General features: G+C 55.7%; 17 protein-coding genes and 2 pseudogenes. 3 read left to right on the top strand and 16 right to left on the bottom strand.

Going from position 1 to position 20,310, the window contains the following annotated elements; translation table 11 throughout:
- Positions 1 to 37: 37 nt before the first annotated feature.
- From E8F06_RS09655 to E8F06_RS09640, 4 genes are all read right to left on the bottom strand, one after another.
- Positions 38 to 1,720, bottom strand: coding sequence for an AMP-binding protein (locus E8F06_RS09655; protein WP_280360106.1), 1,683 nt, complete (start codon positions 1,718 to 1,720; stop codon positions 38 to 40).
- A 25-nt stretch (positions 1,721 to 1,745) separates the two neighbouring features.
- Complete coding sequence (locus tag E8F06_RS09650) at positions 1,746 to 3,164, bottom strand: aldehyde dehydrogenase family protein (RefSeq protein WP_280360105.1); 1,419 nt, start codon at positions 3,162 to 3,164, stop codon at positions 1,746 to 1,748.
- Positions 3,165 to 3,203: 39 nt separating this feature from the next.
- The gene (locus E8F06_RS09645) at positions 3,204 to 4,019 is read right to left on the bottom strand and encodes a coniferyl-alcohol dehydrogenase (RefSeq protein WP_280360104.1); all 816 of its coding nucleotides are present in this window, start codon (positions 4,017 to 4,019) and stop codon (positions 3,204 to 3,206) included.
- 84 nt (positions 4,020 to 4,103) lie between these two features.
- Positions 4,104 to 5,921, bottom strand: a complete 1,818-nt coding sequence (locus tag E8F06_RS09640) for an NAD(P)/FAD-dependent oxidoreductase (protein ID WP_280360103.1) — start codon at positions 5,919 to 5,921, stop codon at positions 4,104 to 4,106.
- Between the two features lie 187 nt (positions 5,922 to 6,108).
- On the opposite strand from E8F06_RS09640, the pseudogene E8F06_RS09635 reads away from it, so the two are divergent.
- Positions 6,109 to 6,255, top strand: a pseudogene (locus E8F06_RS09635) (transposase domain-containing protein); the annotation flags it as partial.
- Between the two features lie 148 nt (positions 6,256 to 6,403).
- Here E8F06_RS09635 and E8F06_RS09630 read toward each other — a convergent pair.
- From E8F06_RS09630 to E8F06_RS09600, 7 genes are all read right to left on the bottom strand, one after another.
- Complete coding sequence (locus tag E8F06_RS09630; protein ID WP_280366530.1) at positions 6,404 to 7,303, bottom strand: helix-turn-helix transcriptional regulator; 900 nt, start codon at positions 7,301 to 7,303, stop codon at positions 6,404 to 6,406.
- A gap of 178 nt (positions 7,304 to 7,481) precedes the next feature.
- A complete protein-coding gene (locus tag E8F06_RS09625; RefSeq protein WP_280360101.1) occupies positions 7,482 to 9,902 on the bottom strand; it encodes an MMPL family transporter in 2,421 nt (806 codons plus the stop codon).
- Positions 9,903 to 9,934: 32 nt separating this feature from the next.
- A complete protein-coding gene (locus E8F06_RS09620; protein ID WP_280347772.1) occupies positions 9,935 to 11,053 on the bottom strand; it encodes a YCF48-related protein in 1,119 nt (372 codons plus the stop codon).
- A gap of 256 nt (positions 11,054 to 11,309) precedes the next feature.
- Positions 11,310 to 12,350 (bottom strand): alcohol dehydrogenase catalytic domain-containing protein, encoded by a 1,041-nt coding sequence (locus tag E8F06_RS09615; protein WP_280347771.1) that lies wholly within the window; start codon positions 12,348 to 12,350, stop codon positions 11,310 to 11,312.
- 59 nt (positions 12,351 to 12,409) lie between these two features.
- Positions 12,410 to 13,750 (bottom strand): DUF1329 domain-containing protein, encoded by a 1,341-nt coding sequence (locus E8F06_RS09610; RefSeq protein WP_280347770.1) that lies wholly within the window; start codon positions 13,748 to 13,750, stop codon positions 12,410 to 12,412.
- Positions 13,751 to 13,781: 31 nt separating this feature from the next.
- Positions 13,782 to 15,509, bottom strand: coding sequence for a DUF1302 family protein (locus tag E8F06_RS09605; protein WP_280347768.1), 1,728 nt, complete (start codon positions 15,507 to 15,509; stop codon positions 13,782 to 13,784).
- A 161-nt stretch (positions 15,510 to 15,670) separates the two neighbouring features.
- The gene (locus tag E8F06_RS09600; protein ID WP_280360100.1) at positions 15,671 to 16,618 is read right to left on the bottom strand and encodes an alpha/beta hydrolase; all 948 of its coding nucleotides are present in this window, start codon (positions 16,616 to 16,618) and stop codon (positions 15,671 to 15,673) included.
- 218 nt (positions 16,619 to 16,836) lie between these two features.
- Between E8F06_RS09600 and E8F06_RS09595 the strand changes: the two are divergent.
- Together E8F06_RS09595 and E8F06_RS09585 are read left to right on the top strand one after the other, a co-directional pair.
- Positions 16,837 to 17,234, top strand: a pseudogene (locus E8F06_RS09595) (CmpA/NrtA family ABC transporter substrate-binding protein); the annotation flags it as partial.
- Positions 17,235 to 17,606: 372 nt separating this feature from the next.
- Positions 17,607 to 17,963, top strand: a complete 357-nt coding sequence (locus E8F06_RS09585; RefSeq protein WP_280360096.1) for a histone-like nucleoid-structuring protein, MvaT/MvaU family — start codon at positions 17,607 to 17,609, stop codon at positions 17,961 to 17,963.
- 568 nt (positions 17,964 to 18,531) lie between these two features.
- Here the strand turns inward: E8F06_RS09585 and E8F06_RS09575 are convergent.
- The 5 genes from E8F06_RS09575 to E8F06_RS09565 form a co-directional block, all read right to left on the bottom strand.
- Positions 18,532 to 18,846 carry a hypothetical protein gene (locus tag E8F06_RS09575; protein ID WP_280360095.1) on the bottom strand — a complete coding sequence of 105 codons (315 nt, stop codon included), beginning with the start codon at positions 18,844 to 18,846 and terminating at the stop codon, positions 18,532 to 18,534.
- 191 nt (positions 18,847 to 19,037) lie between these two features.
- Positions 19,038 to 19,484 (bottom strand): hypothetical protein, encoded by a 447-nt coding sequence (locus E8F06_RS29350; RefSeq protein ID WP_348530036.1) that lies wholly within the window; start codon positions 19,482 to 19,484, stop codon positions 19,038 to 19,040.
- Positions 19,444 to 19,605, bottom strand: a complete 162-nt coding sequence (locus E8F06_RS29345) for an inositol monophosphatase family protein (protein ID WP_348530034.1) — start codon at positions 19,603 to 19,605, stop codon at positions 19,444 to 19,446. Before E8F06_RS29345 ends, E8F06_RS29350 begins: the two co-directional genes overlap by 41 nt.
- A gap of 23 nt (positions 19,606 to 19,628) precedes the next feature.
- Complete coding sequence (locus E8F06_RS29340; protein WP_348530033.1) at positions 19,629 to 19,883, bottom strand: hypothetical protein; 255 nt, start codon at positions 19,881 to 19,883, stop codon at positions 19,629 to 19,631.
- 78 nt (positions 19,884 to 19,961) lie between these two features.
- Positions 19,962 to 20,168: an MbcA/ParS/Xre antitoxin family protein gene (locus tag E8F06_RS09565; RefSeq protein ID WP_280360094.1), complete on the bottom strand. Its 207-nt coding sequence runs from the start codon at positions 20,166 to 20,168 to the stop codon at positions 19,962 to 19,964.
- Positions 20,169 to 20,310 lie beyond the last annotated feature (142 nt).

The raw sequence follows: 20,310 nt of genomic DNA, 5'->3' as shown, positions 1-20,310 counted from the left end.
GCACTTGCCAAACACAACAATAATTAGCAAGACGTTATTACTGAGAATCAGAGATTTTGTTTATCTCCGCAAAACTGATTTCACGCATGCGAAATTTCTGCACTTTGCCGGTCACAGTCATTGGGAATTCATCGACAAAGGTAAAATGGCGCGGAACCTTGAAATGCGAGATATTTTCCTTGCAGTAGGTGCGCAGTAACTCTTCGTTTAAAGTTTGCCCTGAGCGCAACTTGATCCAGGCCACAACCTCTTCCCCGTAGCGCGAGTCGGGAATGCCAATCACTTGAGCGTCAGCGATTGCCGGATGGCGATAAAGCAACTCCTCGATCTCGCGCGGGTAAATGTTCTCGCCACCGCGGATGATCATGTCCTTGCTGCGCCCTACGATGCGTACGTAGCCAGCGTCGTCCATCTCGGCGAGATCACCTGTATGCATCCAGCCGGCGCTATCTATGGCCTCTTGTGTTGCCTGGGGGTTATTCCAGTAGCCGAGCATTACGCTGTAGCCCCTGGTACACAGCTCACCCACAATGCCACGAGGCAAGATGCGACCTTCGGTGTCAACGATCTTGGTTTCCAGGTGTGGCTGCGTGGTGCCAACAGTGGTGACCCGTAGTTCCAGATCATCATCGGAATGGGTCTGCAACGACACAGGGCTGGTTTCGGTCATTCCGTAAGCGATCTGCACCTGGGTCATATGCAATTCGCCGATTACCCTACGCATCACGTCTATAGGGCAAGTGGCACCGGCCATGATGCCTGTACGCAGGCTGCTTAGATCAACCTGGGCCCGCGCCGGGTGATCCAGCAACGCAATGAACATAGTCGGCACGCCATACAACACGGTGGCACGCTCTTCAGCGACCATGCGCAAAGTGGCATCAGGCTCAAATGACGGACCGGGGTAAAGCATTGTTGCGCCATGAGTCAGGCAAGCCAGGTTACCCATAACCATGCCGAAGCAGTGATACAGCGGAACTGGGATTATTAACTTGTCCTGCTGGGTCAACCCCAACCGGGCGCCAACCATGTAACCGTTGTTCAGAATGTTGTAGTGGCTGAGCGTGGCCCCCTTCGGAAACCCCGTAGTCCCGGACGTGTACTGGATATTGATTGGGTCATCGAACTGCAAGGTGAGCTCACGTTGACGCAACAGGTCTGAGCCGATGTGCTCGGCCAAGCCAGCGAGAGCCGCCCATGGCAAAAAGCCCTCAGGCGCCTCGTCGGCTAACGTGATGACGCCACGCAATTGGGGAAACTCGCCTACGTTCAGATTGCCTGGACTCGAGGAGACAATCGACGGAACCACAGCGCGGACTATTTCGTGATAATTGGTCGACTTGAATGAGTCGGAGCAGATCACCCAGCAACAGCCCGATTGCGCCAGCACGTACTCCAACTCTGAACGTCGGTAAGCCGGATTGATGTTGACTAGGACGGCACCGACCTTTGCGCTGGCCAGCTGTACAACAGTCCACTCAGCACAATTTGTCGACCAAATGCCAATGCGCTCACCACGGCCAATTCCCAATGCAAGAAAGGCCCGGGCACATATCTCCACAGCCTCTCCCAACTCCTTCCAGCTGTAGCGCAGCCCTTGGCGCGCCGAAACCAGAGCAGGGCGATTACCATAGCGCACGATGGCCTCGTCAAAAGCTTCTCCAATGGTCTGGCAGAGGAGGGGCTGATCCTGCGTTCCGCGTGTGTAAGACTTCTTCATGGTCTCTCTCCTTCGGGTGATGTAGTCACCCAACCTTGGGAACGAAAACTGCTTTAGGCTGAGTGAAAGCCAAGAGCCCCGATACACTGTTCTCTACGCCGAAGCCGGACTGTTTGTATCCAGCCATTGGCACATCCGGCTGCAACACAAGGTTCTGGTTGATCCACACCGTGCCCACCTCCAAGCGCATAGCGATTGCTTTTGCCTGCTCTATATCGCTGCTCCAGACAGCGGCCGCCAGCCCGAAGTCGCTTTGGTTGACCCGTTCGATCACTTCATCAACTTCGTGGAAGCGCAACAAAGGGAGAATTGGACCAAAGGCTTCTTCTGTGACCACAGGCGCAGTGTCCGGCGGGTTATCAACCAGGGTCAGGGGAAGGAAGTAGCCACTGTCAGGAACTGGAGAACCTTCAAGTAAGATCAGGCCACTCTCGCGGGCCTCGTCACGTAGCTGTCGTACTCGGCGGTATTGCGATAGGTTCTGGACTGGGCCGAAGCGCACATCCGGATTCAATCCATTCCCGACCTTGGCAGCCTTCACCAGAGAATGAAGCTTGTCGCGAAGTACGTCGTATATGCTGTCGTGTATATACAAACGCTTGCAGGCAACACAGATCTGTCCGCTGTTGGTGAATGCACCGTCGAAAAGCGCCTGAGCTACATCGTCAACATTGACATCGGCGAGCACGATCGCTGCATCATTGCCCCCCAACTCCAGCGTCAGACGTTTTAAGTCTTGTGCAGCAGAAGCCATGATGCGTTTACCGGTGGCGGTCGAGCCGGTAAATGCAATCTTGGCGAAGGCCTTATGTCCGGTCATCATTGGGCCCAAGGCATCTCCACCACTGATAATGTTCAGCACACCCGGCGGCAATATCTCTCGGGTAAGTTCACCGATCCGTAGGGTAGTCAGTGGTGTGAATGGGGACGGTTTTAGCACCAACGTGTTGCCAGTAAAGAGCGCGTGGGCGATCTTCCAAGCCCCCAGCATCACCGGATAGTTCCACGGTACGATTCCGCAGACCACACCCAGTGGCTCCTGGTGCACCTCAACTCGATTGAGCGGAGTCTCCAACTGAACTTCGACTGGAAGTTCTAGGAGAGTAATTCCTCTGATCCAAAATGCAGCACCAAGAATTTCATCCCTTGCCAGGGTTAACGGACGTCCTTGTTCAAGTGTCAGGAGGCGAGACAGTTCATCAACGTTATCCTCAAGCACTTTGGCGAAGGCATTGAGCGCTACTTTTCGCTCATCGAGGGACGCCGCTCGCCAGACAAGGAACGCTTGCTGTGCAGCTTGCACCGCTTGTTCCAGTTCTTTCAGGCCAGCATCAGGTACCCGACCAACCACTTCGCCAGTGGCCGGATTTATTACCTCTAGCGCGCGAGCAGTACTTACAGACTCGCCTCCGATGGTGAGTATCGGATTGTAAATTTCAGACATGGAGAGCCTCTTGTAATGTAAAGCGACTGTGCTGGCGACTCAATCCGACAACGGTGGAATCCGCACTTCACCGAGCATCAATCCAGCACCGTATCCACCATCAACATTGATATTGATGGCATTCACGTAAGAGGCGAGCTCAGAACCGAGAAACGCCAGTACCTGCGCTTGTTGGCGGGGAGTGCAGAGTTGCCCACCCCCTTCCCTGATCGCCTGATCAATAGCCGCGTCGGTCATGGTGGCGCGGAAGTCTGCGAGAATCGGCGTATCTACCGGGGACGGACACACTGAGTTGACCCGGACACCACGAGTACACCATGCACTTCGCCCAAGTAGCATCGTGTAAACCTGCAGGCACTCCTTTGAGAAGTTGTAGCCATTTCCAACCAACTCAGATTTTTCCCGCAGCCAGGCCAATTGCTCCTGCCAGTCATCCAACTGAAGTAGCGATAGAATTTCCGAAAGGTTTGCCGGCCAGCCTATTCCCGCAATGGAGGCGGTATTAACGATGGAACCGCCTTGAGGGATCCGTGGGAGCAACGCTCGAGACAGACGCTGCACGGCGAATAGGTTGACCCCCATAACCTGCTCTACTGGCCTGGTTCCCGGGATACCTGCGTTGTTAAACAGAACGTCAATTCTGGACGGCAGAAGCGGCAATGCCGCGTCAATACTGTCAGGATCACCCAAGTCAACTTCGATAAACTGCGCCACCTCATATGTGGGGCGCCGCACATCTAGTACAGTGATCTGCTCAGCACCAAACTCCTGCAACAGAGGTACCAGAGCCGCACCAATCCCCGAATACGCACCGGTAACTACGATGGACTTACCTGAATAATTAATCGAAGACATCGTTAGACCTCATGTGATAGCCGAATAGGTGAGTTAAACAAAAGGCTGTAGTCACTGTTTCAACGACAGCCTTGCAGCACGCACCTAACGGATATCGAGACCTTTCATTCGACCATCGGCATACCAACTGGCCATTAGTTCAGTGAACTCCAACGAACCGGCGCCACCGCCATAACACTCCACCAGCAAGCCCTTGCGGACGTCGCCCCCCTCACCGTTGTAGTACCCTGGTGTACATTCGGCGACGAAAGCTGCAAAGACTTCGGACTTATCACGGATGGTTTTGACCCATGCGGCCTCGGCCTTGGCGGTGGGCTCAATGCGAGTTGCGTTGTGTTGCTTAAGGTGCGACAGCACCTTCACTACATGGCCAACTTGCTCTTCGAGCATGTCGATGAAGTTGACCTTGTATCCGTTCTGACTAATGCCTAGATGGAAGAAGTTCGGGAAACCATGACTGTAGTAGCCATGAAGCGTGCGCGGCCCTTCGGAGAAATGCTCGCTGAGAGTCTTGCCGCCACTGCCAACGATTTCGAAACCGGCCTTACGCGATTGGCTGGTGCCTACCTCGAAGCCCGTGGCGAACACAATGCAATCAACTTCGTACTCGACCCCATTCACCACCAGCGCGTTTTCGGTGAGGCGTTCGACCCCCTTTCCGTCCGTGTCTACTAGCGTGACATTTGGTCGATTGAAGGTCGGGAGGTAACCATCATTGAACGCTGGACGCTTGCAGGTCTGGCGATACCAGGGTTTCAGCGCGTCCGCAGTGTCAGGTTTGCTCACGATAGATGCTGTGCGCTCGCGGATCTGGTTCATCTTCTTGAAGTCCGCCAGCTCAATGGCCTGCATCAGCTCGTGCGGCGACCCGGCGAAATCTTCCTGGGTCAGGTTGAGAAACAGATCTGTCCAGCCATCCTGCACCAGGTCTTCCGAGGCCTGGGCACCGCATGCAATGGTGTTGAAGTTGTCCATTCGGCGCCGCTGCCAACCTGGTGTAAGGGTTTTCACCCATTCCGGATCGGTCGGCCGATTGCCCCGGGCATCCACAGAGGAGGGCGTACGCTGGACCACATAGAGATGCTGGGCATACTGCCCCAGATGCGGAACCGCCTGAATCGCCGTAGCCCCTGTACCGATCACAGCTACCCGCTTATCCGAAAGCTTGTGCAATCCGCCTTCTGTATTGCCGCCGGTGTATTCGTAGTCCCAGCGGCTGGTATGGAAGGTGTGCCCCTTGAACTTCTGAATACCAGAAATGCCTGGCAACTTTGGCCGATTCAGCGGGCCACCAGACATTACGACATGGCGCGCCCGGATTCGGTCATTGCGGTCAGTTGTGACGATCCAGCGACCAGCGCTCTCATCCCACTGAGCGCCAGAAACCTGAGTTTGAAACAGCGCCACTGGGTACAACTCAAAATGCCTGCCAATACGCTGCGCGTGCTGGAAAATCTCGGGGCCATAGGAATACTTCTCCTTGGGGATGTACCCGGTTTCCTCAAGCAAGGGGAGGTAAATGTAAGCATCGATATCACACTGCACGCCTGGATAGCGATTCCAGTACCAAGCACCACCGAAGTCAGAAGCCTTCTCGACAATTCGGAAGTTGTGCAGCCCTGCCTCGCGAAGACGCGCCGCAGCAATCAAGCCTCCAAATCCACCGCCGACGATGAGCACGTCAACTTCCTCATCCAATGCTTCACGAGTGAAGCCCGGTGAGGCATAGGGATCATCAACGTAGTGACTAAACTCCCCGCCAGTCTCGATGTATTGCTCATTGCCTTCAGGCTTGAGTCGCTTCTCGCGCTCTTGGCGATATTTTTCGCGAAGCGAATCTGGATCAAAGCCGAGTTCTGCGCTGGACAGTTCCACAAGCCTTTTGTGCGTTGCAATAGCCATAATCAATACCCAACGATGTTGTTGTTTTTCGGAGAGACACCCGAGGGCGTTTTCGTTGGGTTAATGGTCGGCTGGCGGACAGAACTTGTCTGTCCCCCTAGCTAGGGACGTCAAGAAGGGTGCTAAAGCGGGGGGGAGTATTAGAGGAACCAGGCGTTCTGCGAAAGGCACCAGCCAGCTCAAGTGGGCGGCGGCGATCATGAGCTTGATCCAGTCAGCACGCCTCAACGGGCACGATCCGTATGCCTATCTCAAGGATGTGCACACAAAGCTGCCGACGCAGCGGCCGAGTGAGATCGAGCAATTGCTGCCGCATCAGTGGGAGCCCGCCTAACTCACGCAAGGTGAGTTGGGCAGACGCTTACGAACCGGGTTACGATCGCGAGATTCTTGAGCAAAAAACAAGAACGCCGCGCGCGTTTGTCGCGGCGCCCTAGGGGAATCAGAGAGGAGTGATGACTCGTTGCGTCAATCTTCGGTACTCATTCGACCATTGCAATGCCTTGCAAGGTGGTGAACCACTTACCCAATTCATAAGAGCTACCGATACCCAGACGCTGGTACGCGCGCTTACGGTAGGTCTTCACACTTTCCTCGCCAATCCCCAAATCCAACGCAATACCTGCCGACGACATCCCGTAGATAATCCTGGCGCATACGCTGCGCTCTCGCAGGCTCAAATCGGAGGGCTGCTGGTTGATCAGCAGCTCGATTTCCGACAGCTGCCAAACCCGACCTATACGCTGTCTCTGCCCTAGCACTTCGATGTGTTTGGCCAGAATGCTGATCAGCGAAGAACCAATCCCACTGAGGGAACAGATTTCAAGGTCGCTGATGCTTTCACGACTACGCTCACGCAGGACATGCAGACCATACACGCTTCCGGACTGAAGACCGCTAATGACAAAGCGTTCAGCATTGATTTGACTGTACAGAGTGCGCAATTTTTGGTCTTCGAGTGCCTCAGTGTTGATTCTTGAGACAACCGCCGCCTGCGCTTGGGGGCTATGCAGCAGCTGCTGGTAGACAGGATCGCCTCGCCAATACTGCTCCTCGACGTAGGTGATGCCCATTTCTAGGATGCGATTTCCTCCGTCAAAGCCAGCAGAGTCATGTTGTATTAGATGGTCGGCACGCTGCTCAAACACCGCGCAATGGTCTGCACCGCAAACATCCTGCAGCACAGTCAGCAGCTTCTCAGGCATACGTGACGTGCCGATCGCGCTGACTAGATCGAGGAATCCGTTAAAGGCAAAAGGATTGGCAGGGGTTGGCTGACGGCCGCGGTTGATTATCGGTCCACCAGGAGTAGCACGCTGAGAGGAGTTCGGGAACAGATCCAATATCCTGACAACCGGGCCTGATTTCTGGCGAGACTCCAAGTGAGAACTTCGCATAGGATTCTCCCAAGCGATTGCTTGTAATTCTTATTTTTGCCTGTATCCATCGCGCTGATACGTCCTAGCAATCACCCTACTATGGTACTGGTGGAAAAACCACCACTGAACGTGTGCTGAGCTGGCACGGCTCGGACAGAGCCCGAGCCCTCAGAAAGCCTGCTCAGGTCGCGGAAGCGGCCGTCAAGCTCACAGAGCCCGGCTTGAATACATGCTCGGTACGCAGCAGAAAATGTGACAACGCCGGAATCAAGACCAAGGCCCCAACCATGTTCCAAAGGAACATGAAAGTCAGCAGGATGCCCATATCTGCCTGGAACTTTATTGGTGACACGGCCCAGAGCACCACGCCCGCAGCCAGAGTAAGTCCCACGAGCGCCACGACCTTGCCTGTGAAGCGCAAGGCGCGGCTATAGGCCTCACGCAGCGGTACGCCGTTACGCTGGTGCGCCAACTGCACGCTAAGCAGGTACAGCGCGTAGTCCACGCCGATCCCTACACCCAAGGCGATTACCGGCAAGGTAGCAACCTTGATGCCAATATCCAGAAGCACCATTAGCGCCTCACATAGAATCGAGGTCACGATCAGCGGAAGCACCGCCACTATCACTGCGCGCCAACTCCGGAAAGTGATAAAACACAACAGCATCACAGCCAGGTATACAAGCAACAGCATACGGTGATTGGCCTCGGCAACAACAATATTGGTCGCCGCCTCGATACCGGAAGAGCCTGCGGCCAGCAAGAACTGCGCCGGCCCGCCCTCACTAGCAGCAGCGAAGGCCTCGGTAGCCTTGACCACCCGCTGAAGAGTTTCGGCCTTATGATCAGAAAGATAGGCAATTACCGTTCCGACGCTGCGGTCCTCGCTGATCACCTCCGGATTGGCCAGACTGACTTGATTCAGAGCGTCGGAGATTACCGCTGGGTCGCGATTCAGGGTGAACCATTTCAAGTTGCCTTCGAAGAAGCCAGGCGTGGTGCGCCGCACTAAGCTCGCCGCCGCCATTGTGGTCTGGACGCCAGGCGTAGCAAGCAGTAACTGCTCAAGGCGATCCTCCTCGATCAGCGTGGGGAACTGGCCAAGGCCACCATCTGAAGATTTGACGATAACTGCGAACTGATCACTCGACAGGCCAAAATTCTGGGTAATGAACTGGTTATCGCGGTTGTATCGTGAGTCCGGGCGCAACTCCGGCGCACCGGCGTCCAAATCACCAATTTGCAAATCAGTGCGGATGACTAAAGCCACCAGTAACAGCGAAGCCGCTGCCGTTACCGCTAGCAGCGCACCCCGCCGCCCGCAAAAGCCTTCCAGGACGGCGTAGACTCCGCCCTGCTTCGCCTGTGCCTTGAGACTCCGCGCCGCAGCCTTAGGGCTGACGCTCGTGTACGAGAGCAGTATCGGTAACAGTAGCAAGTTGGTGAATACCAGAATGCCGATGCCGATACTGGCGCTGAGCGCCAAATCACGGATCACGGGTATGTCGATCAGGGTCAGAACCGCAAAACCCACGACATCGGCTATCAATGCGGTGACGCCAGCAATGAACAGACGGCGGAAGGTGTATCGGGCAGCCACGTACTTATGGGTGCCACGGCCGATGTCCTCCATAATCCCGTTCATTTTCTGCGCACCATGAGATACGCCAATGGCGAACACTAAGAACGGCACCAATATCGAATAGGGATCAGCGACAAACCCCAGGATTTGCATGACGCCTAACTGCCAGACCACTGCCACCACCGAGCACAGCACCACAATCAAGGTGCTACGCACGCAGCGGGTGTAGAGGTAAATAATCAGCAGTGCGATCAATGCCGCACCAGCAAAGAACAGCGTCACCTGAACCAGGCCGTCGATCAGATCCCCCGCCAGCTTCGCGAAACCAATGATGTGGATCTTGATCTGAGCGTTCTCAAGACTGCGGACCTCATGCTCCAACGCTCGGGAAAACGCCGCGTAGTCTAGTGGCTCCCCTGTATGCGGATCGCGCTCCATTAACGGCACCAGGACCAAGCTGGAGCGGCCATCGTTGGCAACCAAGGATCCGACGATACCTGCGCGCTGCACATTTCCACGCAGCTGGGCCAGACTCGCTACAGAACCGTCGTAGCTCTCGGGCATAACCGGACCACCGGTAAAACCCTCTTCGGTGACCTCAGTCCAGCGTACCAGCGGCGTCCACAGCGAACGCATGAAGGCACGGTCGACACCGGGTAACAGGAAGATCCGGTCGTTGATGGTGCGCAAAACTTCCAGGTACGCAGGATCGTAAATATCGCCTTGGGTATTCTCTACTGCGATGCGAACCGAGTCGCCCAGACCACGTAAGGCGTCCTGATTGTTCAAATAATTTTGGATGTAGGGATGGGACTGCGGAATCATTCTCTCGAAGCTAGCATTCATCCGCAGTTGCAGTGCGTTCCAACCCAGCAGCAAACTGATCAACAGACAGACCGAGATGATCGACCGTCGATTGTTGAACACGATACGCTCGATCACATTTCCCGAATGCCGGTTGAAATCCTCAAAACGAGGCACCGTTGGCATAGCATCAGGTTGCTGTTTGTCAGGTCGCATAAGAAAGTCCCACTCAGTTCGGTGCCAATGGTTCAAGGGTTCAGCGGCAGGAGGTAGATGCCCTGCAGGGTGGCAAGCACCGCGCTGCCAGGCAGTAGCCGAGCTCCGGTGTAGGCCTTGGGCGGTACCGTCAGCGAATGAAATGAAAGTCCGGCATCAAGGCTTTCCACCACGTCGCCGGTGGCGCTGACCAGCAGCACTTTTCTTCCGTCGGCGCTGCTGTCACCGTCGCTAATGGAGCCAGTGACTCCACTTTCTACCCGGTTCCAGCTCCGCCCGCTGTCGGCACTGCGCCAGACAGAACCTCGCAAACCAAAAGCCAACAGCACCCCGCTGCCGCCAGTGATGCCGAAGAAACTTCCTTGATATCCAGTGGGCAGTGAAACAAAGCGCCCCTGGCTGCGGTCCAGACGAAACACTGCGCCACGCTCACCGACCAGGTAGAGTTCACCATCGATAGCGCGTACGGCATTGAGGTTCAGAGCCTGAGGGTTATCAATGCGGTCCAGCCAGGGTTTCCAACTCTTGCCGCCGTCAAACGTGGCCACGAGCATGCCGAAGGAACCCAATGCATAGCCCACCATCTCGTTCTCGAACCAAATGCCAAGGTATGGAAGGCTAGGACCGCTGCGGAAGTTTGCCGCCAGTTCGTCCAAGTATCTTTGGTAACCCAGCTGGCCGGCGTCCACGCGGCGCTTGTAATGCTGGATGAACTCGTATTCGGCCTGACGCCCGTCAAGTTGCTTGACCCAGGACTCGCCGCCGTCTTCGCTGTGTAAGATCACTCCATCGTGGCCTGCGGCCCATCCCTTCTGACCGTTGATGAAGTACACAGATGTCAAATCCGAGCTAACCCCAACGGGCGACTGGTGCCAACTGGTACCCTTATCCTCAGAGACCAAGATCATTCCACGCGGCCCCACAGCAACTAGCCGTGTACCCGCTTCGGCCACCGCGAAAGCTGGCTGTGTTTGAGGCGATTGGGAAAATAATGCGGGCTGACTCAATGGATCGCGAAATTGATAATCGGCCGCAAGCAAGGTGGCTGTGCTAAGCAGCAAACCCATAAAAACGCCGCTGCGCAGCCCGAACGAACATGCGCCACGGTGGAACAGGCGCAAAGAAAAGGTATTACCAGGCAGGCTCTTCACTCTACCATCACTCCGGACCATCTGTTGTTCTTGTAATGTGGCGCCGTATTCAAGCGGATCTAGACAAGTCAGTCAGCTTCACAAGCTTCGAACTTGAGCGCCCTTGGTTGGGTAAATCTGCTGCAATCACGATTCACAGCTATCATCTCGTGACCCCAGCTTCAGGCAAGGCACATGATCTGTCTGCCCCCCTGAAGAGGGACACGAAGCACCAAGCAAATCCTCGTACCGAGCCCGCGGACTCAGTTGTGACCCCTTAGGGTCTAAGGACCGCCTTCAATATGCCTTCCTGACGTTCGGCAAAAGCTGTGTAGATTGCGGCGCCTTCTGCCAGAGGAGCGCGATGGGTGATGAAACGATGGGGGTTAAGCCGTCCCTCCCGCACCAGCGGAATCAGCTCGGGCCAGTAACGCGGGACCGAGCAGGTACCAATCGCCAGATTCACGCCACGCAAGAGCACTTCACCAAGTGGAAAGGGGAAGTTGGGTGAAAGGTTGACGCCGATAACCGATACATTTTTCTCTCGTCCGGCCAACTTCAAAGCGTTCGTCAATGCAGGGGTAGTCCCTGCTGCCTCCACAACACAATCCAGCATCTGTCCGGCGGTCGCGTCGCGGATCACCTCAGCTGCAGTCAACGGCTCCAGAGCAATGGCACCCAGAGACTGAGCCCATGCACGCCGTTCCTTCACCGGGTCAATAGCAAACACCCGGGCAGCCCCCATGGCAAAGGCGCCCTCAATAGCCATCAGACCTATAGGACCGAGCCCTACAATAGCCACATCCGCCCCAGGACGAATTGCAGCGTTGCGACAGCCATACCATGCCGTGGCCATACTGTCGGTCAGCATTAACGCCTGCTCGTCACTCAGCCCATCGGGAATAATGCTGCTGTTGAGGTCACCGACTGGCACTCGAACCAGTTGCGCTTGGCAACCCTGTAAAGCCGATCCCAAGCCGTAGCACTGCTGCCGGAAATTCAGGCACTGCAGGACATCGCCCGCCAGGCATTTACGACATTCGCCGCAACCAACCGCCGCTGGCAGCATGACTCGGTCGCCTACCTTTCGGTGACGCACCCCTGAGCCAACTGCCACCACCTCGCCGACAGCTTCGTGCCCCACGCAAAAGCCGCCCGATTCACCTGTAAAGGATTCACCTGCATAAATATGAAGATCGCTACCGCAAATACTGCAGGCACTGACTTGCACAATGACATCCCGATCTTCTTCAATAATCGGGTCAGGCATGTCGGTATAAGTAATTTTCCGAGGCCCGGCATAAACAAGAGCTTTCATTCCTCTCTCCTGATCCCATGAAAGGCCCGCAATGTTACGCGGGCCTTTTTTGTGCAATGTCAACGCACGCCAGATGCCTGAACTGCTTCGGGAGTAAACTCCTTCTCTGCAAACAGCTCTTTTTGAGCCTTGAGGAAATTGCGTTCATTGCCGCCCAACCAAACCGAGATTGAGTAGTTGTTCTTGATCAAGTCATAAATGATGAACGAATTGCACCATTGAGTACCGGTGTCATACATCAGTACAGGGTTCATCATACCCACACGGTAAAGCTTTCCAGCTTGATCATAGGATTCAGAAGCCAAGATCGCCCAGCTGTCCTCATCCACGTAAAATCGGCGCTTACTGTAAATGTGGCGCTTTCCGGGTTTTAGGTTCGCCTCAAGCACCCATACCCGATGCTTCTCCCAACGCATCCAGTCGGGGCTTATAAAATTCTTGCCGAGAACGGACTCCTTAGTAGCAGATGGTTCGTTCATGCGGTTGTTGTTATAGGGCACAATTATTTCTTTGCGGCCTACAATCTTGAAATCAAAGCGATCCGGACGCCCCTCGAAAAGAGATACTTCGTCATAGACAATTGCCCCTCCCTTGCTGGCTACCGGAGTGTCATAGGCAAACTCCGGAGCTATTCGCACACGTCGCTGACCAGGCGTGTACGAATAAAAGATCTGATTATCCTTGCTGTAGTTCTGCGAGTAGAACCACAGCAACTGCGTGCCGGACTGAGACGCAGGCCCTTGGTAGGTCATGCGAGTTTTCTGCTTGTAAGGGCCCTCCAGACTAGTCTTGCGCTGATCATGAACCAGCTTGAGGGTTTTTAGAGAAAGGTCTTCGATGAGGGTCGGCCGACCCGAAGCATCCACCAAGTAACCCCATGCACGAAACTGGAAGGCTGCCGGTTCCGACCGGTTGTAATGATTCCACAGCACTTCATAACCGTTGCTCGGTTTAGGAAACGGCACGGGGCCGTAGGAACCTTCGACACCATCCCCTTCACCTACCAACTTGGCTGAAGTGGCGTTCTTGGCAATCTGCTGAAGCTCCCAGGTCGAATAGCGGTGGGTACGATGGGTCGGGTAAACATCAACTCGATAGCTGGGGAATCGTTTCAGAAGTTCTTTAACGCCGTCAGTGAGGACGTCAGCATACTGGCCCTGGTTACCGTTGCTCACAGAGTACAGCGGCTTTTCGTTGGCAAATGGATCTGGATAGTGCCCGGCCTCGCCGGAAAAGCCCGCCGGTGGCTGAGTGGGCGCATCGCTGTAGACAGGAATTGAGCCGTCAGCGTTTGCACCCTTTATTGCGCCCCATGGTGTCAGATCTTCAGCGGCATAAATTGTGCTCGCCTTGAAAATCAGAGTCATGCAAAGAAATGAGTAAATACGGCCTCGGTTCATGGTTAATCCTCGCTCGCGTGAAGGTCGATGGTCAGAAAGTCGCCTGGAATGTCAGCGACACCCAGTCACGGTCGTTGAGCCAGTAATAGCCATTGCCGGACTCGTAATGCTCAGGACCACCGGGCGTATAGGACGCCTGCGAGCCTGGGCGGTAGTAGTAGCCGTTGTAGGCCAGTTTGACTTTGTACTGCCGCTGGATATCGGCACTCAGTCCAACTGAATAGTTCATCGAACCCTGATATCCACTAGATAGGGTCGCGCCATTGCCATATACCCCGTACGTTCCGCTGATCGGTAACGACAGGTCCACTCCAGCGATAGGCTGCAGCCATTGTGGTTCAAATTGGAACGCCAAATTCACCACGTCATCGGTGGAACAGCCGTCCCACTTGCGACGGCACGCAGCAGTACCTTCACCGTTATAGAGCTCCTTATTCTCAGTGACACTCAGCAGGTGACCCCAACTCAACTCAACAAGCGCAGTGCCAGTGTCGTAGAACCGGGTCGGTGTCAGGCCTATGGCCACGTTGGCGATTGCATGCACTGTGTTGCCTCGTGCACCTTCTTTCCCAGAAAGATCGCTGGGTAACGGGCCGGTCGTGGACATCAGAGCGGTGTTTCTGCGGTGAGACAGCTCAAAGCCGAAGCTGTAATCGCCAATCTGCTTGTCGAGGCTCAGCGCAAACATGTCGACGCCCTTGGCGTATGCCAAGTGATAATTCAGACCACCGGTGGATGGGTCCACTCCCAGCAAAGGAGCCCAAGGCTGTGTTTCATCAAAATGCCGGTAGTAAGCCCCAACAGTTCCCCGTAGGAACTCAGGCGACCAGCGCAGGGCCAAGCCAAAATTCCCGTTGTTATCGTCCGGCTCGAAGGCACTGCTTCGCCGTACCAATACCGGCGCTCCCGTGACGGGATCGAACTGGCCCAAAAATGCCTTGTCAGGCCCGTTAAACAAGAAGTCGGCAAAGCCCAAGTAGGTGCCACCTTCAGGTAGTCGATCGTGATCCCAGCCAAAAAAATACTGGGCCGCCAGACTAAGGTCCGGGGTCAACTGAATTTGACCGGCGATCTGCTCCCGAGGCAGGAACAGTTCATTCAATCGAGCACCCGGGTTAGCCAAGGCCTTACCCAGATCAAGAGGAGATTGTGAATAGGAAATACTGTGAAAACCTTGGAAAATCGAGTTACCCCAGTATTGCATTAGCTGGCCGAGCTTAAGGTCCACTCGGTGATCGCCCAAATCAAAACCGCCAAACACGAAGGCATCCAATATTTCAGCGCCTTGCACATAGTTACGCTTCGTGTAAGAGGAGTATCGCCGATTGTCATAGCTTGCCAGTTCGCGGTAAGGCACCCCTGGTATAAAATCACCCGAGGCGGTGGAGGATGAGTTGTCGTACGCGAAGTCCTTCCAGGCAGAAGCACTCACTCGGAAACCGTAGTTTTCCTTGTAGACGGTATCGAACTCGCTAAGAACTGAAATTCGGTTGGTGACCACGTCACCAGCGTCAGAAAAGAGGTTGTCAGATTCGTCGAAATTGACGTTAGTAGCAATGCGTCTATCAGCATCCTTTACGCGGGCACCGATAGTGTACGCAAGAGTGTTATCCCATTTTATTTGTAAATCGGGGTTTGATCCCAACTCAATACCGTGGGCTGAAGCAGCCAGCAACAGAACGCTGGAACCCACAGATATTTTTGCGCCGATTCGCGCTGGAATGGCCAGGTGATCATTACTACTTTTCTGAACGTTCACAGTTACAATACTCCCGACTTTAGTTTTGTTTTTATAATCGGAATCTGATGCAGCCGGCCCTTAACTACACTTACTTCACAGCGAGCCGCGCACTCGACGCCATTGGCAATAATTGAATTTCTTGCAATTCTTCTCACCCACAAATATAGATGAAAAGTTTCTTACGACTTTATGGGCGCCCTCCTCACCACTCTATTCAGAAATGCGCCTATATCCTTACGCGCTTGAACAGCCTGACGCTGAGTAGGCGCCAGAGAGAAGAACCCATGCACCGTGCCGTCATAACACAAGAACTCACATGGAGTACCTGCATCCTTGAGACGCCTCGAGTAAGTCTTTCCCTCCGCTGTCAATAGGTCGTACTGAGCAGTCAATACCAGTGCTGGCGGCAGACCACGAAGGTCGTCCATGAGCAGTGGTGCAAAACGAGGATCGCGGCGAGTGGCACAGTCGGGCACGTATTGATCAAAGAACCAATTGATGTCCGACAGCCTGAGAAATGGTGGCTCTTCACCACATAGATGCGGTGAATTGATAAACTCACAGCCGGCAGTGCTGGGATAGAGAAGCAGCTGAGCAGTGATCGATGGCCCCTGGCGATCGCGGGCCATAATAGAAACCACCGCAGACAGATTCCCCCCCGCGCTGTCACCACCTACCACCAGCGGGAGCGGGGAGCCAAACCAGCGCGGTAAGGCATCACTTACCCAGGTCAGCGCGGCGTAGGCATCGTCAATAGCCGCCGGGAAAGAATGCTCCGGCGCCAATCGATAATCGACTGACACCAATGCTGCTCCAGTGTCCTTTGCCAGCATTCGTAGCGCCGCGTCATGGCTGTCCAGATCCCCAACGGTCCAACCACCACCATGGAAATACAAGATCACTAGTTCGGGATTAACGGCCTGCGGCACGTACAGGCGTAGCCGTAGGTTGCCACCAGGTCCAGCGAAGTCCATGTCTTTCACCTGATGTAACTCAGGCCCCGGGGGCATAGCGGAGACCAAGCTGCCATTAATGCCGCGATACACATCGATTGGCACACTGCCAAGCGCAGGTAGGTGCTCCTCAATCAAACTCAGCAGTGCCGTGACCTCTGGATCAAGCGACATCCGAATCTCTCCCAAGAGCAATTTGCGACAAAAGAAGGCGCTGCATGCCGAATTGAACGTCCTTGGCAGAGCGCCGCCCGAAAGCTTCTTTGGGTTAGGTTCCAGCATGCCGGCATGAGTGTCTGCCCCCCTGACGGGGGACACAGAGGTACGTGCTATGGCCAGTAGGTCTATGGAATTTCAGTTTCCCAGGGGCCGACGCGCATGCCCAGGACACCATGTGGCTCTACTACTGTCTGGCCAGCCACGGCATCAACTCGATAGCCGATGTGAAGACATCACCGTGCCGCCGCAGATGGCCGCCTACCTGCACGTCGGCAACATGGACGGCTTCTGCGTCGGCAAGTCCTGTGGTGCATCGGCGATCTTCGACAAGATCGGTTTCACCGCCACCACCACCCAGCAGATCTGGGCGGACCATCCGGAGAAAGTGCTGGGTTGCTCGCGCGACTTCGTCGAGCAGAACCCCGTTACCGCGCGGGCCCTGGTAATGGCTCTGCTCGACGCCAGCCGCATAATCAACGCCAACGATGAGAACAAGTAGGCCACTGCCAAACTCATCGCCGGCAAGGCCTACGTCAACGCCCCGGCGGACGTCATCGAACAGCGCATCCTCTAACTTGAAGTGACCTACAAGTTGGCGAATACTGGCTTACTAACTGACACAAGGCATCGCAGTTTGACTTTATTGGACGCCACCATTGCCCTCTTGCTCGCCGCTCAGATTCACTGTTCGGATAGAGCCATCAAGGCTACTGCGAAACGCTGCGCCCAACGGCTTCCCCGCAGCAAACGAGATCTGATGTTCTCTATCATCGACAGCGCCGAACCACTCAAGCTCGTCAGGCACATAGCAGAGAATTTGGACTGATGGTTTGGAACAGAGCCATTCTTGTAAGCCAATCAAGAGCAATGACAACCGCCAGAGTATATGTGGGCATTGCCGGCCAACTGCGGCGTCCATTGGCATCACGCTAAGGAGAACGCAATGAGCAAACTGGCTGAATTTAAACGCCTGGAAGCACAACTGGCGGAACAACTCACCGCGCTGAACAGCCTCAAAAACGACTCAGAGCTCAAGCGCGAAATTGAGTTTGAAACCAAACTCCGAGCGCTTCTGGATGAATATGGCTTGGGGCTAAAGGCGGTAATCAACATCCTAGACCCCGGTCGCACCCGCGCGCCCCTGCCGGTTCAGAAGGGCCACCGTCGCGAGCGCACCGTCAAGACCTACAAGAATCCGCACACCAATGAAGTGGTCGAGACGAAGGGCGGTAACAACAAGGTGCTGAATGCTTGGAAAGCCGAGTATGGAGCCGCGACAGTAAAATCGTGGGTCCAGTGAAGAGGCGCGGCTTCGTGGCTATTCATGGCGGTCGAGTAAAACAGTCCGCCATGGACGCTGCATCAGCCCGAAGCAAGCCGCTTCAGCCCCTCCGAAACAATGTCTAGCGGATTGATTGAACTCCGCTGGCGTGGCGTAACCCAACTCTAGCCCCTGCTCATTCCATAGGCCGCCGCCACCTGCCCGCAGCAGCGCGTGACCAGCCACCACATCGTGGGGCGACACCGCGTACAACGACACCGCTGCAATCCCATCCCCTGCGGCCACCCGCGCGAGCCGATAAACGCTTGGAAGGTCGAGTATGGTGCTGCAGCAGTAAGATCTTGGGTCCAGTGAGACCGCACAGCTTAAGATCGACACCGTTCGGCCTTCAGTCACTGCCACTGCTCATGACGTGAACAAGCTGCTGCCGTAGCAATTTTCAGGCAGTCGGGACAGCTAAATGCCTAGAGCTTTAGCCTAGATGCTCTCCCTGAGTAAAGCGTTTCATACACCGCCCCGCTGACGTTGAATCTGCAATTCCAGGTGAAATGCCGGCTAGACCCAGGATGCTGCTCCAGCAGGGAAATCAGGTGACCGAATTGCCGCCGTCATTGGACAGATCATCGCGAGCAACGCGCCCAAAATCGCTGAGGTCTTGATCCTCCTCACTGAACATGAAGTTCACCATGCGGTCACGGCTGAGGCCTGAAAGCGTCCTGAAAAAACAGGGTTCGCACAGATGGACCTCATAGCGTTCGCCATCATGGGCCGAGCCATAGCCCCAACTGGCGCGAAGCGTGCCAAATTGCGATCCATCCCCTTGAATACGCGTGCTAGTGCCACAGACGTCGCACAGGACATCACGGACCGATTCGGCCTGTTCCATAGCAGCTATCTTCATCGAGCACCTCCTACCCGGATATATGTACGCCTTTGCTTATCTGGCACACGATACTCCTGTAGGCGCTTTGCTCGGTGGGATGACGTGCTCCCCCGAATACGGCCCATCGGTGCTCCGGACCCGCAGCAGAACTCAGCAGTTGGCTTTCACATAGGGTAGGGCGACTGCCCGCGTGTAGGCCCGCCACACAGTTATGCTCCGCCCGCGAGAACAATCTGCCACGGGCGCTTCATCAGTTCCTGACAGGCTATTTCCCCGCCGCCGAAGCAATACCCGACTGGTTGATTGAATGTCACCGCTGTCGCGTAACCCAAGGCCTGTCCCCGTTCGTTCCAGAGGCCACCGCCACCGGCCCGCAGCAGCGCGTGGCCTGCCACCACATCGTGGGTCGACACCGCGTACAAGGATACTGCAGCGATCCCGTCCCCCGCGGCCACCCGCGCAAGCCGATAGGCAATGCTGGGCATAGGGTGGAAGGTGGCGGGCGCACAAAGCTCGGCGTTCTGGGTCGGCCGGGCGCCCGCCGCGAGGCTGACGAAGACTTGCGCACCTTCCGCCAGTCCGCCTGTCGCGATGTTCGGCGCAATCAACGCGCCATTACGGAGCAACCTCGGCCCATGCCATGCAATCGGTGCCATGCGCCGTCAGCGGGGCAAAGACGACGCCCAGTACCGGCACACACTCTCGTAGCAAGCCCACGGAAATCGCCGAGCCCAGGTGGCCTTGCAGGAAGTCACGGGTGCCATCATTGGGATCCACAACCCAGCAATCGTGATGCCCCGTCAGCTGCACACCGGTTTCTCACCGACAAAGTCACAGGCCAGCAGCTTAGTCAGTCCCTGGCGCAGTATCACCTCAACCTCGACATCAATCTCGGCCTTGTCCCCGGCGCCTCTCGGTCCCCCGGGTCGCACCAGTTCCGCAGCAATCAGATGCCCAGCCTCCAGCACCAAGGCGATCACCGCCTCGAGCAGGACGCGATCGACGCCCTGGCAAGCTAACGCCCCCGGTGACAACGGGACAGGTCGTTCACGCATGCCGGTACCCTCACAGTGGGCTTGCAAAGGGGATAGCAGGTCACGCCAGGCCGGCAACGGCGGCCTTACAACTCAGGGTCAGTGATAAACCCCATACTCGATACGCCCGAGAAAGGTCATGAGCACTTCCAGGTCCTCTGCGCTGGCGAGCATGTCGATCGGACGACGCCCCTCGAGCCCCAAGGACGGCGCCTCCATCCAGCGCTCGGCGGCCTTTCGACTGCCGAGAACTTGCGTGGCGCGCTTCAGCATTTTGGAATACTGCACAGCAAAACTCTCACTCATTATGGTCGCTCCTCGCCGAGCGATGCACCCACCCGGCCCCAGTTAACCAAGCCTAAGCTTGATGCCCCTCCGACGCCGATGCGCTAGCGAGGCTGTTCGTGTGGGGTCAGGTCCGGTCACCTGCCCTCCTGTCGGCAGGCTC

Source organism: Pseudomonas sp. BN411 (assembly GCF_029871235.1).
In the GTDB taxonomy this organism is placed as follows: Bacteria; Pseudomonadota; Gammaproteobacteria; order Pseudomonadales; family Pseudomonadaceae; genus Metapseudomonas.
This window is presented reverse-complemented; position numbering and strand designations above follow the sequence as displayed.

Bases quoted from the DNA above. Each gene is read 5' to 3' on its own strand.
- E8F06_RS29340 (WP_348530033.1), bottom strand. From the start codon at position 19,883: ATGCGTGAACGACCTGTCCCGTTGTCACCGGGGGCGTTAGCTTGCCAG.
- E8F06_RS29350 (WP_348530036.1), bottom strand. From the start codon at position 19,484: ATGGCACCGATTGCATGGCATGGGCCGAGGTTGCTCCGTAATGGCGCG.
- E8F06_RS09625 (WP_280360101.1), bottom strand. From the start codon at position 9,902: ATGCGACCTGACAAACAGCAACCTGATGCTATGCCAACGGTGCCTCGT.
- E8F06_RS09575 (WP_280360095.1), bottom strand. From the start codon at position 18,846: ATGAAGATAGCTGCTATGGAACAGGCCGAATCGGTCCGTGATGTCCTG.
- E8F06_RS09610 (WP_280347770.1), bottom strand. From the start codon at position 13,750: ATGAACCGAGGCCGTATTTACTCATTTCTTTGCATGACTCTGATTTTC.
- E8F06_RS09645 (WP_280360104.1), bottom strand. From the start codon at position 4,019: ATGTCTTCGATTAATTATTCAGGTAAGTCCATCGTAGTTACCGGTGCG.
- E8F06_RS09640 (WP_280360103.1), bottom strand. From the start codon at position 5,921: ATGGCTATTGCAACGCACAAAAGGCTTGTGGAACTGTCCAGCGCAGAA.
- E8F06_RS09615 (WP_280347771.1), bottom strand. From the start codon at position 12,350: ATGAAAGCTCTTGTTTATGCCGGGCCTCGGAAAATTACTTATACCGAC.
- E8F06_RS09585 (WP_280360096.1), top strand. From the start codon at position 17,607: ATGAGCAAACTGGCTGAATTTAAACGCCTGGAAGCACAACTGGCGGAA.
- E8F06_RS09600 (WP_280360100.1), bottom strand. From the start codon at position 16,618: ATGTCGCTTGATCCAGAGGTCACGGCACTGCTGAGTTTGATTGAGGAG.
- E8F06_RS09655 (WP_280360106.1), bottom strand. From the start codon at position 1,720: ATGAAGAAGTCTTACACACGCGGAACGCAGGATCAGCCCCTCCTCTGC.
- E8F06_RS09650 (WP_280360105.1), bottom strand. From the start codon at position 3,164: ATGTCTGAAATTTACAATCCGATACTCACCATCGGAGGCGAGTCTGTA.
- E8F06_RS09565 (WP_280360094.1), bottom strand. From the start codon at position 20,168: ATGAGTGAGAGTTTTGCTGTGCAGTATTCCAAAATGCTGAAGCGCGCC.